At 52.8% G+C, this 20,590-nt stretch carries 20 protein-coding genes; 13 read left to right on the plus strand and 7 right to left on the minus strand.

Features of this window, described 5'->3' with window-relative positions; all coding sequences use genetic code 11:
• Positions 1–31: 31 nt before the first annotated feature.
• Positions 32–2,053: a methionine--tRNA ligase gene (metG, locus tag L1D43_RS05470; protein WP_239850231.1), complete on the minus strand. Its 2,022-nt coding sequence runs from the start codon at positions 2,051–2,053 to the stop codon at positions 32–34.
• Positions 2,054–2,212: 159 nt separating this feature from the next.
• On the opposite strand from metG, the gene apbC reads away from it, so the two are divergent.
• From apbC to L1D43_RS05515, 9 genes are read left to right on the plus strand one after another with little or no spacing between them, the layout of a single operon-like run.
• Positions 2,213–3,325: an iron-sulfur cluster carrier protein ApbC gene (gene apbC, locus L1D43_RS05475; protein WP_239850232.1), complete on the plus strand. Its 1,113-nt coding sequence runs from the start codon at positions 2,213–2,215 to the stop codon at positions 3,323–3,325.
• A gap of 12 nt (positions 3,326–3,337) precedes the next feature.
• Positions 3,338–3,973 carry a uridine kinase gene (gene udk, locus L1D43_RS05480; protein WP_239850233.1) on the plus strand — a complete coding sequence of 212 codons (636 nt, stop codon included), beginning with the start codon at positions 3,338–3,340 and terminating at the stop codon, positions 3,971–3,973.
• A 27-nt stretch (positions 3,974–4,000) separates the two neighbouring features.
• Positions 4,001–4,585, plus strand: coding sequence for a dCTP deaminase (dcd, locus tag L1D43_RS05485; RefSeq protein WP_239850234.1), 585 nt, complete (start codon positions 4,001–4,003; stop codon positions 4,583–4,585).
• Positions 4,585–5,418 carry an aminodeoxychorismate lyase gene (gene pabC / locus L1D43_RS05490; RefSeq protein ID WP_239850235.1) on the plus strand — a complete coding sequence of 278 codons (834 nt, stop codon included), beginning with the start codon at positions 4,585–4,587 and terminating at the stop codon, positions 5,416–5,418. Before dcd ends, pabC begins: the two co-directional genes overlap by 1 nt.
• Positions 5,415–6,422, plus strand: a complete 1,008-nt coding sequence (gene mltG, locus L1D43_RS05495) for an endolytic transglycosylase MltG (protein ID WP_239850236.1) — start codon at positions 5,415–5,417, stop codon at positions 6,420–6,422. The genes pabC and mltG overlap by 4 nt, the downstream gene beginning before the upstream one ends.
• Positions 6,419–7,051 carry a dTMP kinase gene (tmk, locus tag L1D43_RS05500; protein ID WP_239850237.1) on the plus strand — a complete coding sequence of 211 codons (633 nt, stop codon included), beginning with the start codon at positions 6,419–6,421 and terminating at the stop codon, positions 7,049–7,051. Before mltG ends, tmk begins: the two co-directional genes overlap by 4 nt.
• Positions 7,052–7,068: 17 nt before the next feature.
• Positions 7,069–7,983: a DNA polymerase III subunit delta' gene (gene holB, locus L1D43_RS05505; protein ID WP_082035682.1), complete on the plus strand. Its 915-nt coding sequence runs from the start codon at positions 7,069–7,071 to the stop codon at positions 7,981–7,983.
• 6 nt (positions 7,984–7,989) lie between these two features.
• Positions 7,990–8,316, plus strand: a complete 327-nt coding sequence (locus L1D43_RS05510; RefSeq protein ID WP_041511631.1) for a PilZ domain-containing protein — start codon at positions 7,990–7,992, stop codon at positions 8,314–8,316.
• A 44-nt stretch (positions 8,317–8,360) separates the two neighbouring features.
• Entirely contained in the window at positions 8,361–9,143 is a 783-nt protein-coding gene (locus L1D43_RS05515; protein WP_239850238.1) for a TatD family hydrolase, read from the plus strand.
• Positions 9,144–9,441: 298 nt separating this feature from the next.
• Here the strand turns inward: L1D43_RS05515 and rsmF are convergent, their stop codons facing one another.
• Positions 9,442–10,881: a 16S rRNA (cytosine(1407)-C(5))-methyltransferase RsmF gene (rsmF, locus tag L1D43_RS05520; RefSeq protein WP_239850239.1), complete on the minus strand. Its 1,440-nt coding sequence runs from the start codon at positions 10,879–10,881 to the stop codon at positions 9,442–9,444.
• An 88-nt stretch (positions 10,882–10,969) separates the two neighbouring features.
• Here rsmF and L1D43_RS05525 point away from each other — a divergent pair, with 88 nt between their 5' ends.
• On the plus strand, positions 10,970–12,196 hold the full coding sequence (locus L1D43_RS05525; RefSeq protein ID WP_239850240.1) for a nucleoside recognition domain-containing protein: 1,227 nt from the start codon (positions 10,970–10,972) through the stop codon (positions 12,194–12,196).
• Positions 12,197–12,392: 196 nt separating this feature from the next.
• Here the strand turns inward: L1D43_RS05525 and L1D43_RS05530 are convergent, their stop codons facing one another.
• Both L1D43_RS05530 and L1D43_RS05535 read right to left on the minus strand, forming a co-directional pair.
• Entirely contained in the window at positions 12,393–13,292 is a 900-nt protein-coding gene (locus L1D43_RS05530) for a DUF481 domain-containing protein (protein ID WP_239850241.1), read from the minus strand.
• Positions 13,293–13,514: 222 nt separating this feature from the next.
• Complete coding sequence (locus L1D43_RS05535) at positions 13,515–13,886, minus strand: diacylglycerol kinase (RefSeq protein WP_041511626.1); 372 nt, start codon at positions 13,884–13,886, stop codon at positions 13,515–13,517.
• Between the two features lie 214 nt (positions 13,887–14,100).
• Here L1D43_RS05535 and L1D43_RS05540 point away from each other — a divergent pair, with 214 nt between their 5' ends.
• Together L1D43_RS05540 and L1D43_RS05545 are read left to right on the plus strand one after the other, a co-directional pair.
• Entirely contained in the window at positions 14,101–15,120 is a 1,020-nt protein-coding gene (locus L1D43_RS05540) for a DNA ligase (protein WP_239850242.1), read from the plus strand.
• Between the two features lie 33 nt (positions 15,121–15,153).
• Positions 15,154–15,633 (plus strand): low molecular weight protein-tyrosine-phosphatase, encoded by a 480-nt coding sequence (locus tag L1D43_RS05545; RefSeq protein WP_239850243.1) that lies wholly within the window; start codon positions 15,154–15,156, stop codon positions 15,631–15,633.
• Positions 15,634–15,812: 179 nt separating this feature from the next.
• On the opposite strand, the gene ylqF is transcribed toward L1D43_RS05545, so the two are convergent.
• Both ylqF and L1D43_RS05555 read right to left on the minus strand, forming a co-directional pair.
• Complete coding sequence (ylqF, locus tag L1D43_RS05550; RefSeq protein ID WP_239850244.1) at positions 15,813–16,754, minus strand: ribosome biogenesis GTPase YlqF; 942 nt, start codon at positions 16,752–16,754, stop codon at positions 15,813–15,815.
• A gap of 108 nt (positions 16,755–16,862) precedes the next feature.
• Positions 16,863–17,702, minus strand: coding sequence for a 2OG-Fe(II) oxygenase family protein (locus L1D43_RS05555; RefSeq protein WP_239850245.1), 840 nt, complete (start codon positions 17,700–17,702; stop codon positions 16,863–16,865).
• A 292-nt stretch (positions 17,703–17,994) separates the two neighbouring features.
• Between L1D43_RS05555 and L1D43_RS05560 the strand changes: the two genes are divergently transcribed.
• Entirely contained in the window at positions 17,995–18,915 is a 921-nt protein-coding gene (locus L1D43_RS05560; protein WP_239850246.1) for a bifunctional methionine sulfoxide reductase B/A protein, read from the plus strand.
• A gap of 62 nt (positions 18,916–18,977) precedes the next feature.
• On the opposite strand, the gene L1D43_RS05565 is transcribed toward L1D43_RS05560, so the two are convergent.
• On the minus strand, positions 18,978–20,537 hold the full coding sequence (locus tag L1D43_RS05565) for a SulP family inorganic anion transporter (RefSeq protein ID WP_239850247.1): 1,560 nt from the start codon (positions 20,535–20,537) through the stop codon (positions 18,978–18,980).
• Between the last annotated feature and the right edge of the window lie 53 nt (positions 20,538–20,590).

Genomic DNA, 20,590 nt, shown 5'->3' on the forward strand with positions numbered 1-20,590 from the left:
TCGGTACACAACCGATCATCTGGATAGCGACTTATTTAACGCGCATGCCAGGCTGCGCGCCTTCATGGGGCTCCAGGATCCATAGATCTTTCTTACCCGGCCCCGCGGCCAGCACCATGCCTTCAGACATGCCGAAACGCATCTTACGTGGCGCCAGGTTGGCCACCATCACGGTCAGCTTGCCTTCCAGATCTTCTGGTGCGTAGGCAGACTTGATACCGGCAAACACCTGTTTAGTCTCGCCGCCCAGATCCAGCTGAAGCTTGAGTAGCTTGTTGGCTTCAGGCACATGTTCCGCCTTGGCGATGCGGGCGATACGCAGATCTAACTTGGCGAAGTCGTCGAAGCTGATCTCTTCGCTGATAGGGTCGAGATCCAGCTGGCTCTTAGGCGCCTCGGCTACCTGCAGGTTCTCGGTCGATGCTTCGATAATGGCTTCGATGTTCTTCATCTCGACACGTTGCATCAGTGCCTTGAACGGTGCGATCTCGTGACCGCTCAGATCCTTGGCCAGATCATTCCAGGTCAGCTCAAGTTGTAGGAAGGCTTCAACATCCTGGGCCAGTTTTGGCAGCACAGGCTTGAGGTAGGTCACCAGAATACGGAACAGATTCAGCGCATTGCTACATACTTGATGGGCTTCTTCTTGCTTATCTTCCTGCTTCACCAGCTGCCATGGCGCGGCATCGGCCACATAGGCGTTGGCGATATCGGCCAGGGCCATGATCTCACGCATCGCCTTGCCAAATTCGCGAGTCTCGTAAAACTCGGCAATAGCATCAGCCTTGGCGAGGAAGGTCTCGCTCAGGCTTGTGTCGGCTACCTTGGCTAGCTTGCCGTCGAAACGCTTGCTGATAAAGCCAGCGGTGCGAGAGGCGAGGTTAACCAGTTTACCGACGAGATCTGAGTTGACGCGCTGGGCGAAGTCTTCCAGGTTCAGGTCGAGATCGTCGATGCGGCTGCTGAGCTTGGCGGCGTAGTAATAACGCAGGTACTCGGGGTTTAAGTTATCCAGATAGGTTCTGGCCTTGATGAAGGTACCCTTAGACTTTGACATCTTGGCGCCGTTCACTGTCACATAGCCGTGGGCGTAGACGCTGTTTGGCTTACGGAATCCCGCGCCTTCAAGCATGGCTGGCCAGAACAGGCTGTGGAAGTAGACGATATCCTTACCGATGAAGTGATACACCTCTGCGGTAGAGTCTTTGGCCCAGAACTCGTCGAAGTTAAGGTCGCCGCGCTTGTTACACAGGTTTTTGAACGAGCCCATGTAGCCGATAGGCGCATCGAGCCAGACGTAGAAGAATTTACCTGGTGCATCGGGGATCTCGAAACCGAAGTATGGTGCATCACGGGTGATGTCCCATTGCTGCAGGCCTTGTTCGAACCATTCGCCCAGCTTGTTCGCCATCTCTTGTTGCAGGGAACCTGAACGGGTCCACTCTTTCAACATCTCTTCGAAGGCAGGCAGGTCGAAGAAGAAGTGTTCTGTCTCCTTCATCACAGGTGTGGCACCGGATACCGCCGACTTAGGATCGATCAGATCCGTCGGGCTGTAGGTTGCGCCGCAGCTGTCACAGTTGTCGCCATATTGATCCACAGATTTACACTTAGGGCAGGTGCCCTTAACGAAGCGATCCGGCAGGAACATAGACTTTTCTGGATCGAACAGCTGAGAGATGGTTTTAGACTTGATATAGCCGCCATCACGCAGTTTCAGGTAGATCTCGCTCGCCAACTCACGGTTCTCGTCACTGTGAGTGCTGTGGAAGTTATCGAACTGGATATTAAAGTCGGCAAAATCTTGCTGATGCTCTTTCTGTACCTGAGCGATCATCTGCTCGGGCGCCATGCCGAGTTGCTGTGCCTTAAGCATGATGGGCGTGCCGTGGGCATCGTCTGCACAGATATAGTGACACTCGTGGCCGCGTAGCTTTTGAAAACGCGCCCAGATATCGGTTTGAATATATTCAAGCATGTGACCTAAATGAATGGGGCCATTAGCGTACGGAAGTGCGCTGGTCACGAGAATTTTACGTTGTGAAGTTGCCATCTTGTCTCTAAATCAGTAAGTGCCCAAAAAGAATGGCATAGATACTAACCGATCATCGCTAAAGTTTCATCAAAAGCTGCTTTAAGTGAACTAAATCTATCCGAATATGAGGAGTTTTTCTGATACACTTAGCCAAATTTATTTTTGGAGGTAGTCGTTTTGTCTTCAGCGTCTCAGAATTATCATCTTCATGATGATCTGCTCGGTCCGGTTTTGGCCATTTTAGATGCCCATCAAGACCCCTATTTAATGCAAGGTCTCGTCAGCGCAGGTTGTGTCACCAAGCTGGATATTGAAGGCAAGCGATTGCAACTCGGGCTGTGTTACCCCTATCCCTGTCAGAGCCAGTATCGCGATACGGTAATGGCAATCACCAACAAGCTGGCGGTACTCGATGCCATCGATGAGGTCGAGTGTGAAATCGATTTCCAACCCGCGGTGATCTCGGCCGGCGCCGTCGAGCCGCTACCCAATGTGAAGCAAGTGATTGCCGTTGCCTCGGGCAAGGGCGGTGTGGGCAAATCGACCACCTCGGTTAACCTGGCGCTGGCGCTCGCGGCAGAAGGCGCTAAGGTTGGCATTCTCGATGCCGATATCTATGGCCCCTCTATTCCTTTAATGCTGGGTGTCCCCAATTTTAACCCTGTTTCACCAGACGGCAAGATGATGACCGCGGCCGAGGCTCATGGTATCGCCGCCCAGTCTATCGGTTTTATCGTCAGTGGTGATGAGGCCGCCGTATGGCGCGGCCCAATGGCGGCGGGCGCACTGGCGCAGCTGCTTAATGAGACCTTGTGGCCCGAGCTGGATTACCTGGTTATCGACATGCCACCGGGCACCGGCGACATTCAGCTGACCCTGTCACAGAAGGTGCCTGTAAGCGGCGCCGTGGTAGTGACCACCCCGCAAGATATCGCTCTGGCCGATGCCAAGAAGGGGATCAGCATGTTCCAGAAGGTCAACATTCCCGTATTAGGGATTGTCGAGAACATGAGTTTCCATATTTGTAGCGACTGTGGTCATAAGGAGCACCTCTTCGGTGAGGATGGCGGCCTTAAGATGGCAGCGCGTTATAATGTACCACTATTGGGGCAGCTACCGCTGCAACTTAATATCCGCGAGGATGTGGATAGAGGCACGCCGAGCGTAGTGGCGGATGGTGAGAGCCAGGTGGCCTTGTTGTATAAGGAGATCGCCAGAAAGGTGGGGGCACAACTTGCCCTGAGCCAGACACAGAGTGTCGTATCTATTTCAATTTCAGATGATGAGTAAGGTTTACAAAGCATGAATTCGCAATGTGTCATAATTGGTATCGCAGGGGCATCGGCATCGGGTAAGAGCCTAATCGCGAAGACGATTTTCGAGGAGCTATGCCGTGATCTAGGCACAGATCAGATAGGGGTTATCGCCGAGGATGCCTACTATAAGGATCAGAGCCACCTGTCGATGGACCAGCGTGTCCTGACGAATTACGATCACCCTAAGGCACTGGATCATCAGCTACTGTGTGAACACCTTAGCGCCCTAAAGAATGGTGAGTCGGTGGAGATCCCGCAATACAGTTACACCGAGCATACCCGTATGGCCGAGACAGTCACCATGACGCCAAAGAAGGTGATCATTCTCGAGGGGATCTTGCTACTGACAGATCCTAATCTGCGCGAGCAGATGGATGCGAGCGTCTTCATGGATACGCCACTGGATATCTGTTTCATGCGCCGCCTGACCCGCGATGTGGCCGAACGTGGCCGTACCATGGAGTCTGTGATGCAGCAGTACACTCAGACGGTGCGTCCTATGTTCCTGCAATTTATTGATCCTTCAAAGCAATACGCCGATATTATCGTGCCGCGGGGTGGTAAAAACCGCATCGCAACCGATATATTAAAGGCGAGAATTCAGCACCTTTTAGCAAAATAATCGCTGTTTACGGGGAGTTTGGCTGAGATGCGTTTAACTGATTTAGAGATTGAAGCATGTCTGGACGATGGGTCTATTATCCTTGAGCCTCGTCCGAGCAATGATGCCATCAACGGTGTCAGCGTCGATGTTAAACTCGGCGATCAGTTCCGCGTCTTTCAAGATCATACGGCGCCCTATATCGATCTCAGCGGTCCTAAGGCCGAGGTACAGGCGGCCCTAGACAGGGTGATGAGCGACAAGATAGTGATCCCGGAAGGGGAGGCGTTTTTCCTCCACCCGGGTGAGCTGGCGTTGGCGGTGACCCATGAGAGCCTGACCCTGCCTGCCGATATCGTCGGCTGGTTGGATGGTCGCTCTTCCCTGGCAAGGCTCGGGCTCATGGTGCATGTCACGGCTCATCGTATCGACCCAGGTTGGCAGGGAAAGATAGTGCTTGAGTTCTACAACAGCGGCAAGCTGCCCCTGGCCTTGAAGCCTATGATGACCATAGGTGCCCTCAATTTCGAGCGCCTAAGTTCGCCCGTGGCGCGCCCCTATAATCAGCGCGAGAGCGCTAAATATAGGGATCAGCAAGAAGCCCTTGCCAGCCGCATTAGCCAGGACAAGTGATGTCGAAGGCTATCTGGGTAAACGGTCAGCAAGAGGACAGTGTTTCGGCGTTCGATAGGGGACTCGCCTATGGCGACGGCCTGTTTGCCACCATGCGTTGCAGTGGCAATGAGGTGCGCTTCCTTGACAGTCAGCTGTTGCGTTTAGCCCAAGGCGCCGCCAGGTTAGGCTTGCCAACGCTAGATGACGACTCGCTGCGCCAACGGCTAGCCGAGGCTTGCGCGCAAGGTGCCAGTGCCTTTTCACAGGATTATTGCCTCAAGTTACTCATTAGCAGAGGCTGTGGTGGACGTGGATACCTACCGCCTGCTGCGCCAACGCTGACTGAGGTGATCTCACTTCACGAGATCCCAAGTCACTACAGTGATTGGCAGACTCAGGGGATCAGGCTACAGATGAGTCAGCTAAGCCTGGCCCGGCAGCCGCTGCTTGCCGGCATCAAACATCTTAACCGTCTCGAGCAGGTGTTGATTCGCCGTCAATCACTGAGTGAGGGCTACGATGACTGGGTGGTCTGCGACACGGCCGGTAATATCATAGAGGCCTCCATGGCCAACCTTTTCTTTATAAAGGGCCGCACCATAGTTACGCCGAGTCTGGATCAGGCCGGGGTGGCCGGTGTGATGCGCGAGCAGTTGATGCTGTGGTTTGTTAAGGCAGGCTTTAATCTTGAGGTGCGCCGCGTAACATCCGATGAGCTCACGCATTTTGATCATGTTCTGGCCAGTAATAGCCTGTTTGGTGCGGTCGCCGTGACGGGCATCGCAGAGCATAGCTTTAGCCACAGCCCACTGCTAGCCCAATTGCTGCACGATCTAAAACTAACTTTATGAAAAAAATGATCATAGGTGTGCTTGCCACACTCTTTACCTTACTTACCGTGAGTGCGATTGGCTTCTATTGGGTCTATCAGAGCGTGGTGAGCTACGGCCAGGCACAACTCAAGCTAGATGCACCCGTCGAGTTTGAGCTGACGCGCGGCACCTCCTTTTCACAGATGGCCACCGCCTTGGCGCAAACCGGCGCGGTGGATGAGCTTTGGAAACTTAAGCTGCTGGTTAGGCTGCGCCCTGAGCTTGCCAAGATCCGCAGCGGACTATATCAACTCTCTCCCAACGACACTGTGGTGGAGCTACTCGAAAAGCTTCGTCAGGGCAAGGAGATGGTCTTTACCGTGACGCTTGTCGAAGGGCAGAGCATTAAAGAGTGGCGCGAGCAGCTCAAACAGTTACCGCGCCTGAAATGGCAGGATGAAGCCTTTATGCAGGTGCTTGAGGATAATGGCGATGAGTCTAAACTGCCCGAGGGCAAGTTTTATCCCGACACCTACCACTATGGCGCCGGTGATTCGGTTAAGGTGATCCTGCAGCAGAGCTATCAGAAAATGCAGCAGGAGCTGGACAAGGCCTGGCAGGAGCGCGATCAGAGCATCCCGCTTAAGAGCCCTTATGAGCTGCTGACCATGGCCTCGATTATCGAGAAAGAGACAGGCAAGGCCAGCGAGCGCCCCTGGATCTCGGCGGTTTTTACCAATAGGTTACGTAAGGGGATGCGTTTGCAGACAGATCCTACTGTGATCTATGGCATGGGAGAGCGATATCAGGGCAACATTACCCGCAAAGATCTGCGCGAGCAGACCCCCTATAACACCTATCGCATTCATGGCCTGACGCCGACACCCATTGCGGCCCCGAGCGGCGCATCCTTGATGGCGGCGGCGCGCCCGGCCGATGTCGACTATCTCTATTTCGTGTCGAAGAATGACGGCAGCCATATTTTTTCTAAAACATTAACCGAGCACAATCGTGCTGTAGACAAGTATCAGAGAAATCGATGAAGCAAAACAGCGCGAAATTTATCGTTATCGAAGGATTGGAAGGGGCGGGCAAGTCGAGTGCCATTGCCCTGGTAAGAGATTTTATCGAGAAGCATACCGGTCAGGCGCCCGTGTGTACCCGTGAGCCCGGCGGCACGCCTCTCGCCGAGCGAATTAGGGATCTGGTAAAGATTGCCGACCCTAGCGATCCCCTGTGTGATGAGTCTGAGTGTTTGCTCATCTATGCGGCCAGGGCGCAGCTGGTGGCTAACGTGATTAAACCAGCATTGGCTCAGGGCAACTGGGTGTTAGGCGATCGTCACAACCTCTCTTCTCTGGCTTATCAAGGTGGCGGACGTCAACTCATGCCTCTGGTCGAGGCGGTGAGTCAGGCGACACTAAAAGACTTTAAACCCGATCTGACCCTGTACTTAGATATCGATCCTCAACTTGGCTTGCAGCGAGCCCGAGACAGAGGCGAACTGGATAGAATCGAGCAGCAGGCACTGAGCTTTTTCGAGCGCGCCAGGGCAACTTACCTGCAACTGGCCGAGCAAGACGACACTATCAAAGTGATCGATGCCAGCCAGACGATGGCGCAGGTGCATAAAGAGATTCTGGCCGTGTTGCAGCAACAAGATTGGTCATAACAACGGCGGATTTGATGATGGAGCTACCTTGGTTAACGCCAGTTCGTGAATCTTTCTGTGGTCAGTTGATGACTGGTCAGCAGGGACATGCCTACCTCTTGGGGATCCACCAGGGCTATGGCGGCATGCAGCTGGCTGAAACCTTGGCCCAGGCCAGTCTGTGTATGTCGCCGACCCAAAGTGGTGGCTGCGGTGTCTGTAAGAGCTGTCAGCTGTTTATCGCAGGTAACCATCCAGATTGTTATTTCGTCGAGGCCGACGGCAATCAGATCAAGGTGGACCAAGTCAGGGAACTGTGCCAGAAATTGACAGCCACCGCCCAGCAGGGGGGCAGGCGGGTCGCCGTGATTAAGAACTGTGAGCGACTCAATACCGCGGCGGCCAATGCGCTACTCAAAACCCTGGAGGAGCCGGGCAAGGGGACGCTGCTGTTGCTGCAGAGTGATACCCCAAGCCGTTTGATGGCCACCATCAGCAGTCGTTGTCAGCGCCTGCATTGCCAGCTACCGAGCCGCGAAGCGGTGCAAGACTGGCTGGCTGCACAGTTTACTTTGAGCAGCGATGTGACCTGGTGTCTGCCGGTTGTCGGTGGGCCTGTGGATCTGCTTATTGCCTTAAATGATGGACGATACGAGGCCTTGATCGGTCTGAGAAAAGCCTGGGTGCAAAGTTTGTCGTCTGGGCACCTGTGTGCTAACTTAACTAATATAGATGAAAAGCAAGTTTCTGATGCACTTAAAGTTTTGTATGTTGTCTTGCGACAAAAACTGGTGAAGCAGAAAAATGCTGATGCATTAATTAACATCAAGATAACAAAATTTGCAGCCAAGGTCATGGACACGTATCATAGCCTGAGTATGATGCCTAATGTGAATTTTATGGCTGTTTTTCAGTCGTTTATCTTAGAGTATCAGTCGCTAACAACAAGTTAAAATAATATGGTCGATCTCGTGGTTAATTTTGATACATTACATCAGCTATATAGAGCCTACATGCCATTTATTCAGCCCGCGGGCCTGTTTGTGGCGACCACCGAAAGCCACTATCTAGGGCAAGAGCTTACCATCGCCTATCAACTACCGGGTTCGACCGTGCGTCACGAGTTTCAAGGCCTGGTGGTGTGGATCAATCCCCTGGGGGCATCGGGTGGGCGACCGGCAGGTATCGGGGTGAAGATCATTACCGACGCCTCAACCCATAAACATCATATTGAAAACCTACTTTCCCGTGAACTCGCCTCAGGCGATTTGACCTGCACCATGTAGATAGCTATCCTTTGCCTCCTTTTGTAGTGACTTAGGATTTTTGCGTGCTTATCGATTCCCATTGCCATCTCGATCGCCTTAAAGCGGCGCCCGATCAAGATTCGTTGAAAACATTGCTAGCCCAAGCCAAGGATCGCGGCGTGGAGTATTTCCTGTGCGTCAACGTGCGCCAGCAAGGTTTTGCGTCTATGCAGGCGAAAATGGCAGCGTTCGACCAGGTATTTCTGTCGGCGGGCGTGCATCCGCTGGATGTGCAGGAGGGGCTGGATACACAGCAGCTGCACAGCTATCTGCAAGACCCTAAGGTGATCGCCATCGGTGAGACTGGCCTGGATTATTACTACTCGGGCGAGACTAAGGCGCTGCAACAGCAATGTTTCGAGCAGCAGATCGCCCTGGCGGTTGAGGTGGATAAGCCACTGATCGTTCATACCCGTGATGCCCGAGAAGATACCATCGCCATGCTTAAGGCCGGTCAGGCCGATAAAGTGGGGGGCGTGCTGCATTGCTTCACCGAAAACTGGGAGATGGCGAAGGCCGCCATAGACCTGGGTTTCTATATTTCAGTATCCGGCATAGTAACCTTTAAGAATGCCGGCGAGTTGCGCTCGGTGATCCGTAAGGTGCCAAGAGACAGACTCTTGGTGGAAACCGACGCACCTTATCTTGCGCCTGTGCCTCATCGCGGCGAAGAGAATCAACCTGCCTTTGTGAGGGATGTGGCGGAATTTGTTGCCGAGCTGCGTGGCGAGAAGTATGAAGAACTAGCTCAATATACAGGCGACAACTTCTTTAGGCTGTTTAAAGACGCGATTAAACTGGCCTAAGCTTAATGCCTTGCCGCTTTGGTAGTATTTAAAAGAAGAGTTAAAAAGCTAAGAGAAACAGACAAAAAAAGACCCAAAACTATTCCAATTGTTCTGGGTCTAGGGGAATGGCTCTTTGCAGAGCCGTGCGCTACTGTTTGAGATTGCCTCGAATTTGTCTCAGGCTTATAGTGTAGTCAAACTCCACCTCACTGCCGGGCTCGTCTAGGCAAATCTCAGATTAAAATGTAACAAAATGTTAATAAAAGCCACTCGCGCTAATTCGGTGGCTTTTGCTTAGACCTTCATCAATGCCCGCTTAATCCACTGCAATGGTAGAGGATGAGCAGATTTTATCCCGTACCAAGTCACGAGGCAGGCTGTTCTTGAGTTTATTGCCCAGGTGTTTCACTAGGCCTAAGTGAGCCCCCTGGTAGCTGACCAGCTGCTCGCCCTGAGGCTTCTCTTTTGTGGTTAATCCTATGTCCCGTCCCATCAGGTATTGAATCGCCTGAGCTTCATCAAGCCGGATCCCTCGTGACCTGTCGGCCAGTGCCATCACCGCCTCGTGTCTAGGTTTGAAGCCTTTCTTTAGAGCATCGGCTAGCTTGACGCCGATGCGCTGAAAGCGAATCTTGCCGATGAGCGGCTCGACATTACTGGGGAACAACCAGTACTCATCGTCCCTCTGCATCAAGATTCCCTGGCCGTCGAGTTTGATGCCGAAACTCGTCTCGAAATAGTCGCAAAGGGCCTGGCGAGACTTCCTATCGATCGGGCTAAAGGGAAAGTTTTTCTGTTTGCGCGGCTCTTCTGTATTTCTGGGAACCTCTGCAAGCTTGGTCAGTTTGGCGATGAAGAAGCCTTCGCTGTCGAAGATCTGCGGCCAGACATGGAGGAAGCCTGCGTCGGTACAGGCTTTGTCGGCACTCGGGAAGAGGTCGGCAAGGGATTCAAACTGCACCGCGTCGCCATAGGTGGCCTTGAGGTGCAGGCAGACATCCTGATTCTCGCGGCGATTGAGGGTGCAGGTGGAATAGACCAGGCTGCCACCTGGCTTGAGGGCGAGAAAGGCCGACTCGATCAGGTCGCGCTGCACGCTGGCAATGGTCTCTATCTCCTCGGCATCCCAATGTTTAAGGGCATCGGGGTCTTTGCGCACCGTGCCTTCACCGCCGCAGGGGGCGTCGAGCAGTATGGCATCGAAGCTCTCGAATAGGTACTCGCCAAACACCCTGGCATCGAAGTGGGTGAGGGCGAGATTACTGGCGCCCATGCGCTGCACGTTGGCGTGTAGCACCTTGACCCGACTGGAGGAGTACTCGTTAGCAACCAACAAGCCTTGGTTGTTCATCATGGCGGCGAGTTGGGTGGTCTTAGACCCCGGCGCCGAGGCCATATCCAGCAGACTCAGGGAGGCTGCATCCTCGATTGGGGCAGGAAATAAGGCTTTAGGTGGCAGCATGGAGCTGGCCTCCTGAATATAAAACAGCCCCTGAATATGCTCTACCGTGTTACCCAGCTGAATCGAGTCATCCACCTTGACCCAGAAGCCTTCCTCACACCAGGGGATAGGTTCAAACTGCCAGCCTTTGGCGCTCATCATGGCGATAAAGTCAGAGGTCTTTATCTTGAGGGTATTGACTCGAATGGAGGGGCGTAAAGGCTTGGCACAATAGCTTATAAATTCGTCCATCGAGAGATGATCCGGCATATCTTTCGCTATGCTATTGATAAAATTTTGATTTAGTTGAACCATAGGTAACAGAATAGAGATATCGTTAGTCGCCAGTATATCACATCCATTATCGGGCCTTGAGCAAAGCTTGGGGTGAAAGGAGTCTCGGGTGTTAAATCGCGTTTGGTTTGCCTTTTTTGTCGCCGCCTTAGTCGCTATTAGCATTAGTCTGTTTCAGGGGCAGTGGCAGATTTTATCTGCCGTGGTCGATGCCCTGTTTACCAGTGCTAAGTTGGCCGCCGAAATAGCCTTGGGGCTGATCGGCGTGCTTTCGCTATGGATGGGGCTGATGCGAGTGGGTGAGAAGGCTGGCGTTGTCGGCGTCTTTGCTCGTCTGTTCGAGCCTCTGCTCAGCCGTTTGATGCCCGAGGTGCCCCGGGGCCATCCCGCCTTTGGCAGCGTGACCATGAACCTGACGGCCAATGTGCTCGGGCTCGATAACGCCGCGACGCCGCTGGGGCTTAAGGCGATGCAAGATTTACAGAGCCTGAACCCGGTGAAGAGTGTGGCCACTAATGCCCAGATCCTCTTCTTGGTGCTGAATACCTCCTCGGTCACCTTAGTACCGGTGACCGTCTTCCTCTACCGCGCCCAACAAGGCGCAGAATCACCGGCGGATATCTTCCTGCCTATCTTGTTGGCTACCACGGCCTCGACGCTGGTGGGGGTATTGGTCGTGGCCATCTACCAGCGTATATCCTTACTCAATAGCGTCCTACTCGGTTATGGCGCCCTGATGTTGGCGGCGGTATCGGCCTTGGTGTTTTATCTGGGGACCTTGACGGTAACAGCCATCGGCGAGTTTTCCACGGCCCTGGGTAACGGCATCTTAGTCCTGCTGATCTTCAGCTTTATCCAGGTGGCTGGACTGCGTAAGGTGGCTGTCTATGATGAGTTTGTCGGCGGCGCCAAAGATGGCTTTACCCAGGCGGTGCAGCTGATCCCCTATTTACTCGCCATGTTGCTGGCCATCGCCTTGCTGCGAGCCTCGGGCGCGTTCGATTATCTACTCGGCGTCATCGCCGCCTTGGTGAATCTGCTTGGCGGAGATACTCGGTTCGTCGACGCCTTGCCTACGGCGCTGATGAAACCCTTTAGCGGCTCAGGCGCTCGCGCCATGATGTTGGAGACGATGCAACACTATGGGGTCGATTCATTTGCCGGCCGCTTGGCGGCTGTGGTGCAGGGAAGTACCGAGACTACCTTCTATGTACTGGCCGTTTATTTCGGCGCCGTGGGGATCCGCAACGGCCGTCATGCCCTGGTATGTGGTTTGACTGCGGATCTTGCTGGGATCTGCGCTGCAATCTGGGTCTGCTATCAGTTTTATGGTTGATTGGTGCCGATAAGGACTCGTACATAGGCAAGCATGGATAGGCGAGCATGGAGAGGTAAGCCATGGGTAGGAAAGCCATTGATAGGCAAGCTGCTATACAGGTAGCCAAACGTTAGTTCGAGCGATTAAGAAGTCACGTAAGCGTTCGCTTAGGGCGAGAAGCACTAAGCGTCGTATAAAGGCGATATTGAGAAAATCAGAAGCGATAGCTTACCGACAGCATAGGGCCGATAAAGCTGTAATACAGGTTGTAGTCAGCCACATTGAATTCATCGGCAATACCGTGTTTAAAGTCAACGTCGACCTTGTAGTAGTTAAAGGCCGCTGACATGTGCCAGTTCTTGGTGATCTCGGCTTCGACACCGGCGCGAATATCGACCAGGCTGCCCCTGATATCATCGAGCTTGATGTAGAAATACTGTGCGTGGGCGTTGAACTTGAAACCAGGGCTGAACTCATAGTCGCCATACAGGCCAACATCCGGCAAAGGCGCAGTAACCTCTTCATCGACAATTCTAGGCGTGGCGGTTTGAGCGCACTGTTGCAGCGTTTCGCCCTTGGCACAGACACCTATGTCACCGTCAAATGCGGTCTTGATAAACATGGTGTGTACGCCCAGGGACAGTCCTAGGTTGAAGTTATTCCCCTGATAGAAGTTATAACCATAGCCCAGGCGTGCAATATCGATATTAAGCGTGGTCTCCAGACGAGCCCCGGACTGAATGTCGTAAACCTGATCGTCTAGGGTGACCTGAAACGGCACGGTAAGTTTCTGTACTTCCGCATTACGGTGCAGCTGTTTCCAGTCGAAATAGATGCTGTGGCGCGAGTTGAAATGGTAGCTAGCCTCGAAGAATGGCAGAAACTGCGACTCTTCCAATGCTAAGTCTTCTTCGAAATCAAGCTTGAAATTATTACCCAGAACCGGATTGGTGACATCCATGCTGGAGTTAGAGTTTGAGTAGAAACCGCCGAGCTTTAGAACGATCTCGCTGGGCTCTACCGGTGCTGATACCGAATAGGAATTGGCAGCTCCTGCGGCAAAAACCGAAGAACTTAAGAGACCCAAGCTAAATATGGCGACCGACTTAATCACTAACTACAACCTCTATCAATTAATAATTATTATAAGTTATTGATTTATTTAGTAAGACTTTTTTACTACGTTACCATTCTAGCAGGATATTTAAAATTGTGAATGATTTGTATCAAAAAATGTCAGGGTTGCGGCATTTTTGTTGATATTGAGAGCTGAATTACACAAATAAAAAGGCTCCCGATAGCCTATCGAGAGCCTTATCATTCAGCCTTTGGCGGGTTAGAAAAACAGTGGCCAGAGGATAAGTAGCCAGGTGATGCCACACAGGGCTAAGGCGATAAAGACCGCCGCCGAGGCGATATCTTTTGCCTGTCCGCTGAGGGGGTGGATCTCGTGGCCAATACGATCGACCACAGCCTCGATGGCCGAGTTAAGTAGCTCGACGATTAACACTATCATCAGCGTCATGATGAGCAGGATGCGTTCAACCATAGGCACGTCTACCAATAGGGCTATCGGTAGCATGAAGAGGACCAAGATTAACTCTTGGCGAAAGGCGGCCTCAGATTGCCAGGCGAGCTTAAGGCCCTGCATAGAGAAACCTGTCGCTCTGAAGATGCGTTTAATACCGTGGTTATTTTCCGGTTTCATAGGTGTCCATTTCTTTCGTTAGTATCGAATTAGAGTCGCGATAGTATTGCATTAGTATCGTTTTAGTTTCTCAGCTTGCCTTGCTCTGACGCCGGCAGGCTAGTTACAAATTGCGCGCCAGTATAACACTCTAGTTACCACCATAACATCTGCATGAAGGGCTTTGAGCTAAACTTACCGCTTAGCTATCATCATGTTGCTCAAGGAGGAGCCTATGTTGTGTCACAACAGGTCTATAGCGGTCGGCAGTATCGTCTTGTTCCTGAGTTGGCTATCGTCAGTGGCGCTGGCCGCCGAAATCAGCGAGCAGCCTAATTTCGATAACCCGGATAAGTCGACTAACTTGGCTAGCCCAACTAGCCCAACTAGCCCGACTAACCCGGCTAAGTCCCCCGACACGGTTGGCTTCTTAGTTGTCGAGGCCAACCAGCTGAGGTCAAAACGTCCGAAGCTGACGCGCCGGCAACTGCCCGACCTGCAATTGGCCGGTAGCCTCGAGGCCGACCGGCCTATATCTGAGTATCTGGTGAGCGAAAAGTTCGATGGTGTCAGGGGACGCTGGACCGGCACACGTATGCTTACCCGCTCCGGTCAGCCTATTAACTTGCCTGCTTGGTTTACCAAAGGCTTTCCTACGGACCCCTTAGATGGTGAGCTGTGGATCGGCCGTCAGCAGTTTGAAGCCATCTCAGCCTTGGTGCGTGATAAAGATGCCGACCCGGCGCGTTGGCGCACAGTTCAGTTTATGGTCTTCGACTATCCTGCCATAGATAGCCCCTTTGGCGAGCGTTACGCTTTAGCAGTTAAGCGTTATGCTAACCTGTCGCCGTTTTTGCAAATTATTCCTCAGTGGCACATTCAAGATAGGCAGAGGTTGAATGCCACGTTGGGCGAGTGGGTGGCCCAGGGCGCCGAGGGTTTGATGCTGCATCACCAAGATGCCCATTACCACGGCGGGCGTAATAGTGATTTGGTGAAGCTTAAGCGCTATCAAGATGCCGAAGCCAAGGTGATCGCCTATCTTGCGGGCAAAGGAAAATATCAGGGGATGATGGGCGCGTTGGAGGTCGAGACGCCAGAAGGCATACGTTTTAAGCTGGGGACAGGTTTTACTGATGAGCAGCGTCGCCATCCTCCGGCCATTGGCAGCATGGTAACCTACAAGTATTATGGCCTGACCCATAATGGCGTGCCCAGGTTTGCCAGCTTCTTGCGGCAACGAGAGCCGCTTTAAAAAACGAATAAAACATGTACGAAAAGGATAACTATGTCGAAGATCAACTCGTCGAAGATCAACTCAGTCCTGTTTGTCTGCCTTGGAAATATCTGCCGCTCACCGACGGCCGAGGCGGTGTTTAGAGGGCTGCTCAGCGAGCGCGGTTTGTCTATGGACTGCGATTCGGCGGGCACCTCTGGCTACCATGAGGGGGAGGAGCCTGACAGGCGTGCACGCTTGGCGGGCGAGCGCCGCGGGTTGGACTTTAGCGGCATTCGTGCCAGAGGGGTTAGAGATGAAGACTTTGAACGTTTCGATCTGATCCTGGCGGCCGACAGGGCTAACTTGCGTGAGTTGCGAGCGCGTTGTCCGGCTCAGCATCAGTCTAAGCTGACCTTGATGCTCTCTTTTCTAGGAGAGGGGGAGCGGGAGGTGCCAGATCCTTATTACGGTGGCGATGAAGGCTTCGAGCAGGTGTTAGATCTACTGCAACAGAGCTGTGACAAGCTATTGGCGCAGATTGCGAAATAGGGGCTTGGTTAAACCGCTTGCAACTGACCTTTATCTAAGTGTCATGTTGCAAGCGGCGAAGTAGTAAGCGCTTATCTTAATCCGTTAGCCATGTCAGATAGCTATGCCAGATAGCTATGCCAGATAGTTACGCCAAATAGCTATGGTTAATGATGAAGCGCTGAGTAGTTATGACGGGCTTAGTCGTTATGACGAACGCCCGAACGTTTGAGGCGCTCTGCCTCGATCTTTGCTTGTTTCTCAGCCTCTTTCTCGGCCAGGATACGCGCCACTTCCGCCTTCTCGGCTGCGGCCATCTCTGGTGTCTCCAGTGACAACTGGCCTATCTTACCCGAGCGGAACTCGTGCAGTAGTAGTTCAGAGGCCTTGTGCAGATCGATTCTGCCACCCGGTCTTAGGGCGCCGCGCTTACGTCCTATCGCCTCTAGCAGGCCGATATCATCATTCGGCAGCTCTTTCAGCTTATAACGCTCTAGCATGGCATCGGGATAGGCCTTGAGGAAATATTCGGCGGCAAACATGGCTACATCTTCATACTCCATTGCCGTGTCTTTAATGGCGCCCGTAACCGCCAGGCGATAGCCACTGGCCTCATTATCCACCTTTGGCCAGAGAATACCAGGGGTGTCGGACAGCACTATGCCATTCTTGAGGTTGATACGTTGCTGGGTCTTGGTGACGGCGGGCTCATTACCCGTCTTGGCGATAACTCTGCCCGCCAAGGTATTGATAATGGTTGATTTACCTACGTTAGGGATCCCCATGATCATGGTGCGGATATCTTTCTCTATCTTGTCGCGACTAGGCACCAGCTTACGGCAGAGTTCGGGGACCTTACGCACCTGGGCAGCCTGCAGCGTGGTGATGGCCATCGCCTTTACTCCTTGCTCCTGCTCCAGATAGTCAATCCAGCGCTGGGTTACTTCAGGATCGGCCAGATCTGACTTGTTGAGCAGTTTGATACAGGGCCTGTCACCGCGCAAACTGGTGACCATAGGGTTTTCGCTGCTGTAGGGGATGCGGGCATCGAGCACCTCGATCACCAGATCGACCTGAGGCATCACCTCTGCTATCTCTTTGCGCGCCTTGTGCATATGGCCTGGAAACCACTGAATTGCCATCTCTGTACTCTGTCTCTGTGCAAATTTGGGGAGGGATTTTACCCTGATATGGCTTAAAAATCATAAATAAAAAGCGCCCGCGGGCGCTTTTTATCTTAGTCGAAGCGGTTAGATAACCCCTAATTCTCTCAGACGCTCCATCAGATAGCTGTCGGCAGTGTAGCGCTCCGATAGGACCACCTCTGGCTTAGGATGTAGGAAGAGGGGCAGAGATATGCGCGAGCGTGTCTTGTCGGCGCCCTCTGGGTTGACCACTCTATGGGTAGTCGATGGGAAGTAGCCGCCTGAGGCTTCCTGCAGCATGTCACCTATGTTGATGATCAGGTTGCCGAAATCGCTTGGTACGTCTAACCACTCGCCCGATTTGGCTTTCACCTGAAGGCCAGGCTCATTAGCGGCCGGCAGCACGGTCAGCAGGTTGATATCTTCGTGGGCGGCGGCGCGAATGGCACCTAGCTCCTCATCGCCCGACATTGGCGGGTAGTGAAGAATACGCAATAGTGTCTTATGGCTGTTTTCGATCATTTTCGGCAGGGCGATAGAGTAGTTAACCGCCACTTCCGCTGGCGTATGGGCTTCCACCCAGCCTAGCAGCTCCTCGGCCAGGGCGTTGGCCTCTTGGTAGTAACGCAGTATGTTTTCCCTGAGCGAATCGGGAATGCGTCCCCATGGATACACATGGTAATACTCTTTGATGTCTTTAACCGTATGACCCTTAGCGGTTTCAGACACCTCAGCCGGGAAGAAACCATCATGGGTTTCCGGCTTAAACAGATAGTGCTGTTTCTCGTCGCTATTGAAGAAGGCCTGCCATTCTTCATAAATGGTATCGACTAAGGCCTTGTCGATTGGGTGATTTGAGAGTACGCCAAATCCTGTTTCGCGCAAAGATTCAACGAATCGCTTGGCGCTGTCTTCTGCATGGTAATCTATTGTTTCTAATTTCATATTTTGTTTTCTTGTTATTGAACCCCGCAGGCAGTGTACCCCTGGGATAGCCTTTGAGCAATTAGGTGTGACAAAAATCACGTTTTCATTGTTTTAGTACAAGAAGGGGATGGTTTGCCTCAGGTGTTTTCGTTATTAAAATCATTGGCTAGCTAACAAACAACAGATTATTAGTGCCAACATGTAATAACCTACCTGTTTACTAGGTCTTTTATCTGCTATTGTGAGAGTAGTGAGATCTTGTTGGCCTGATGGGTCGTCTTAGCGGTACAGGAGTGCAAAGCCTTTAACTATGCGTGAGCTAACGGAATTTGAGCGGTTTGTGATTGAGAGTAAGGGCACGGAGCGGCCCTTTAGTGGCGAGTATAACCAGCACGATGCGCCGGGGGTCTATCATTGTAAGCGCTGTGATGCGCCTCTCTATCTGTCCGAACATAAGTTTAATGCCCATTGTGGATGGCCCGCCTTCGATGACGAGATCCCGGGGGCAGTCAAGCGCCTGCCCGATGCCGATGGTCACAGGGTTGAGATAGTGTGTCACCAGTGTGGCGCTCACCTAGGTCATGTGTTTGAAGGAGAGTATCTGACAGATAAGAATTTGCGCCACTGTGTCAATTCTGTCTCCATGATATTTAAGGGTGATACGAAGCAAAAGAGTGATGACAGCCATATTCGCTGGGCCACCCTGGGCGGCGGTTGTTTCTGGTGCCTAGAGGCGGTATTTAGCCAGCTCAGAGGGGTGATCGCCGTGAAGTCTGGCTATTCAGGGGGCGATGCATCGAGCGCTAACTATCGTGCGGTGTGCGCCGGTGATACGGGTCATGCAGAGGTGGTACAGATAGAGTTCGATAGCCATATTATCAGCTTTGATGAGCTGTTAGAGGTCTTTTGGCAGAGCCATGATCCCACCACGCTTAATCGCCAGGGCAACGATGTCGGCACCCAATATCGCTCGGTGATTTTCGCCCATGACGATGAGCAGATTAAGACTGCCAGCCAGATGATCGCCAGATTGACCGAGGCGAAGGTTTTCGACAAGCCCATCGTCACCGAGCTGGTGGCACTGGAAAACTTCTATCCCGCGGAGTCCTATCATGATGACTACTTCGAGCATAATGGTCAGCAGCCCTATTGCCAGATGGTGGTTAAACCAAAGGTGGACAAGATAAAGGCCCTGTTTAAGGAACGGCTCAAGTCGGGTGGGGGAGCATAAAAAAAGGCGCATCATGCGCCTTTTTTGTTGCTAACTTTAAGCCAGCTCCTAGGAGGTGAGCGTTAAGAGTCGAGCTTGTCGTCGGCCACCTTGTAGTGGGGATCTTCGATTAGGTTTACCTCCACCAGATCGCCCGCCTTATGCAGCAGCTGCTTACAGTCGTGGCTGAGGTGACGCAGGTGCAGTCGCTTACCCGAGCTGACATAGCGTTCAGCCAATGTATCTATGGCTTCGAGCGCAGAGTGGTCGCATACGCGGGAGTTTTGGAAATCCACAATCACGTCTTGGGGATCTGTCTTGGCATGAAACAGCTCTAAGAACTCGGCGACCGAGCCGAAAAACAGCGGGCCGTTGAGTTTATATACCTTCCAGCCATTGGCATCTTCGCTGACATCGACGTTGATGTGCTTGGCGTGTTCCCAGGCAAATACCAGCGCAGAGACGATAACACCGACAAACACAGCAAAGGCGAGATCGGTAAATACGGTCACCACAGTCACCAGGACGATAACGAAGGCATCGTGCTTAGGCACCTTGCGCATCACCTTGAAGCTTGCCCACTCAAATGTGCCCAGCACTACCATGAACATTACACCGACCAACGCTGCCAGCGGGATCATCTCGATCAGCGCCGAGCCGAACAGGATAAAGGTGAGCAGGGCGATGGCTGCCGTGATCCCTGAGAGTCTGCCGCGTCCGCCTGAGTTAATGTTGATCATCGACTGGCCGATCATGGCGCAGCCACCCATGGCACCGAAGAAACCGCTGGTGATGTTGCCAATGCCCTGGCCGACACACTCTTTGTTGCCTTTGCCTCGGGTACTGGTCATCTCATCGATCACCGTCAGGGTCAGTAGCGATTCGATAAGGCCAACTGCCGCCAGAATAAAGGAGTAGGGCAGGATGATCGACAGTGTCTCCAGGTTAAAGGGCACCGATGGAATGGCGAAGGTCGGCAGGTTACCCGCTATGGTCGCGCTCTCATCGCCTGACATGGATTTCAAGAAGTCCAGTACGTTACGGGTATCGAGATCCATGAAGACTACGATGGCGGTGACCGTCAGGATCGCCGCTAGCGAAGAAGGAAACGCCGTGGTGAGCTTAGGCAAGAAGTGGATGATTGCCATGGTGAGAGCTACCAGCCCCAGCATGAGGAGCAATTGTTCCTGTGGCAGCCAGGTTAATACACCGTTGGCATCTGGCACCTTAAATTGGCCCAGTTGCGCCAGAAAGATCACTATGGCGAGGCCGTTGACGAAACCTATCATCACAGGATAGGGCACGATTCGAATAAATTTCCCCAGCTTGAACAGGCCGCATGTCACCTGTATCAGGCCTGCGAGTACCACGGCGGCAAAGAGGTATTGCACCCCATGTTCGCTGACCAGTGCCACCATGACGACGGCCATGGCGCCGGTTGCGCCGGAGATCATGCCTGGACGACCCCCGATGAGGGCGGTGACCAGTCCCATGATGAAGGCGGCGTATAGGCCAACCATGGGCTCGACACCGGCGACGAAAGCAAAAGCAACGGCTTCGGGCACCAATGCCAGTGCAACCGTGAGTCCCGACAACAGGTCGGCTCTATGGCTGCTGGTTTTGTGACGAATAAGATCGAACATTTAGCCTCTGTTATTAATATGTTGGTTGATTGATTTTCGGCCGCGCATACTAG

The sequence above is a fragment of the Shewanella sp. Isolate8 genome (genome assembly GCF_022398495.1).
Classification (GTDB): Bacteria; Pseudomonadota; Gammaproteobacteria; order Enterobacterales; family Shewanellaceae; genus Shewanella; species Shewanella aquimarina.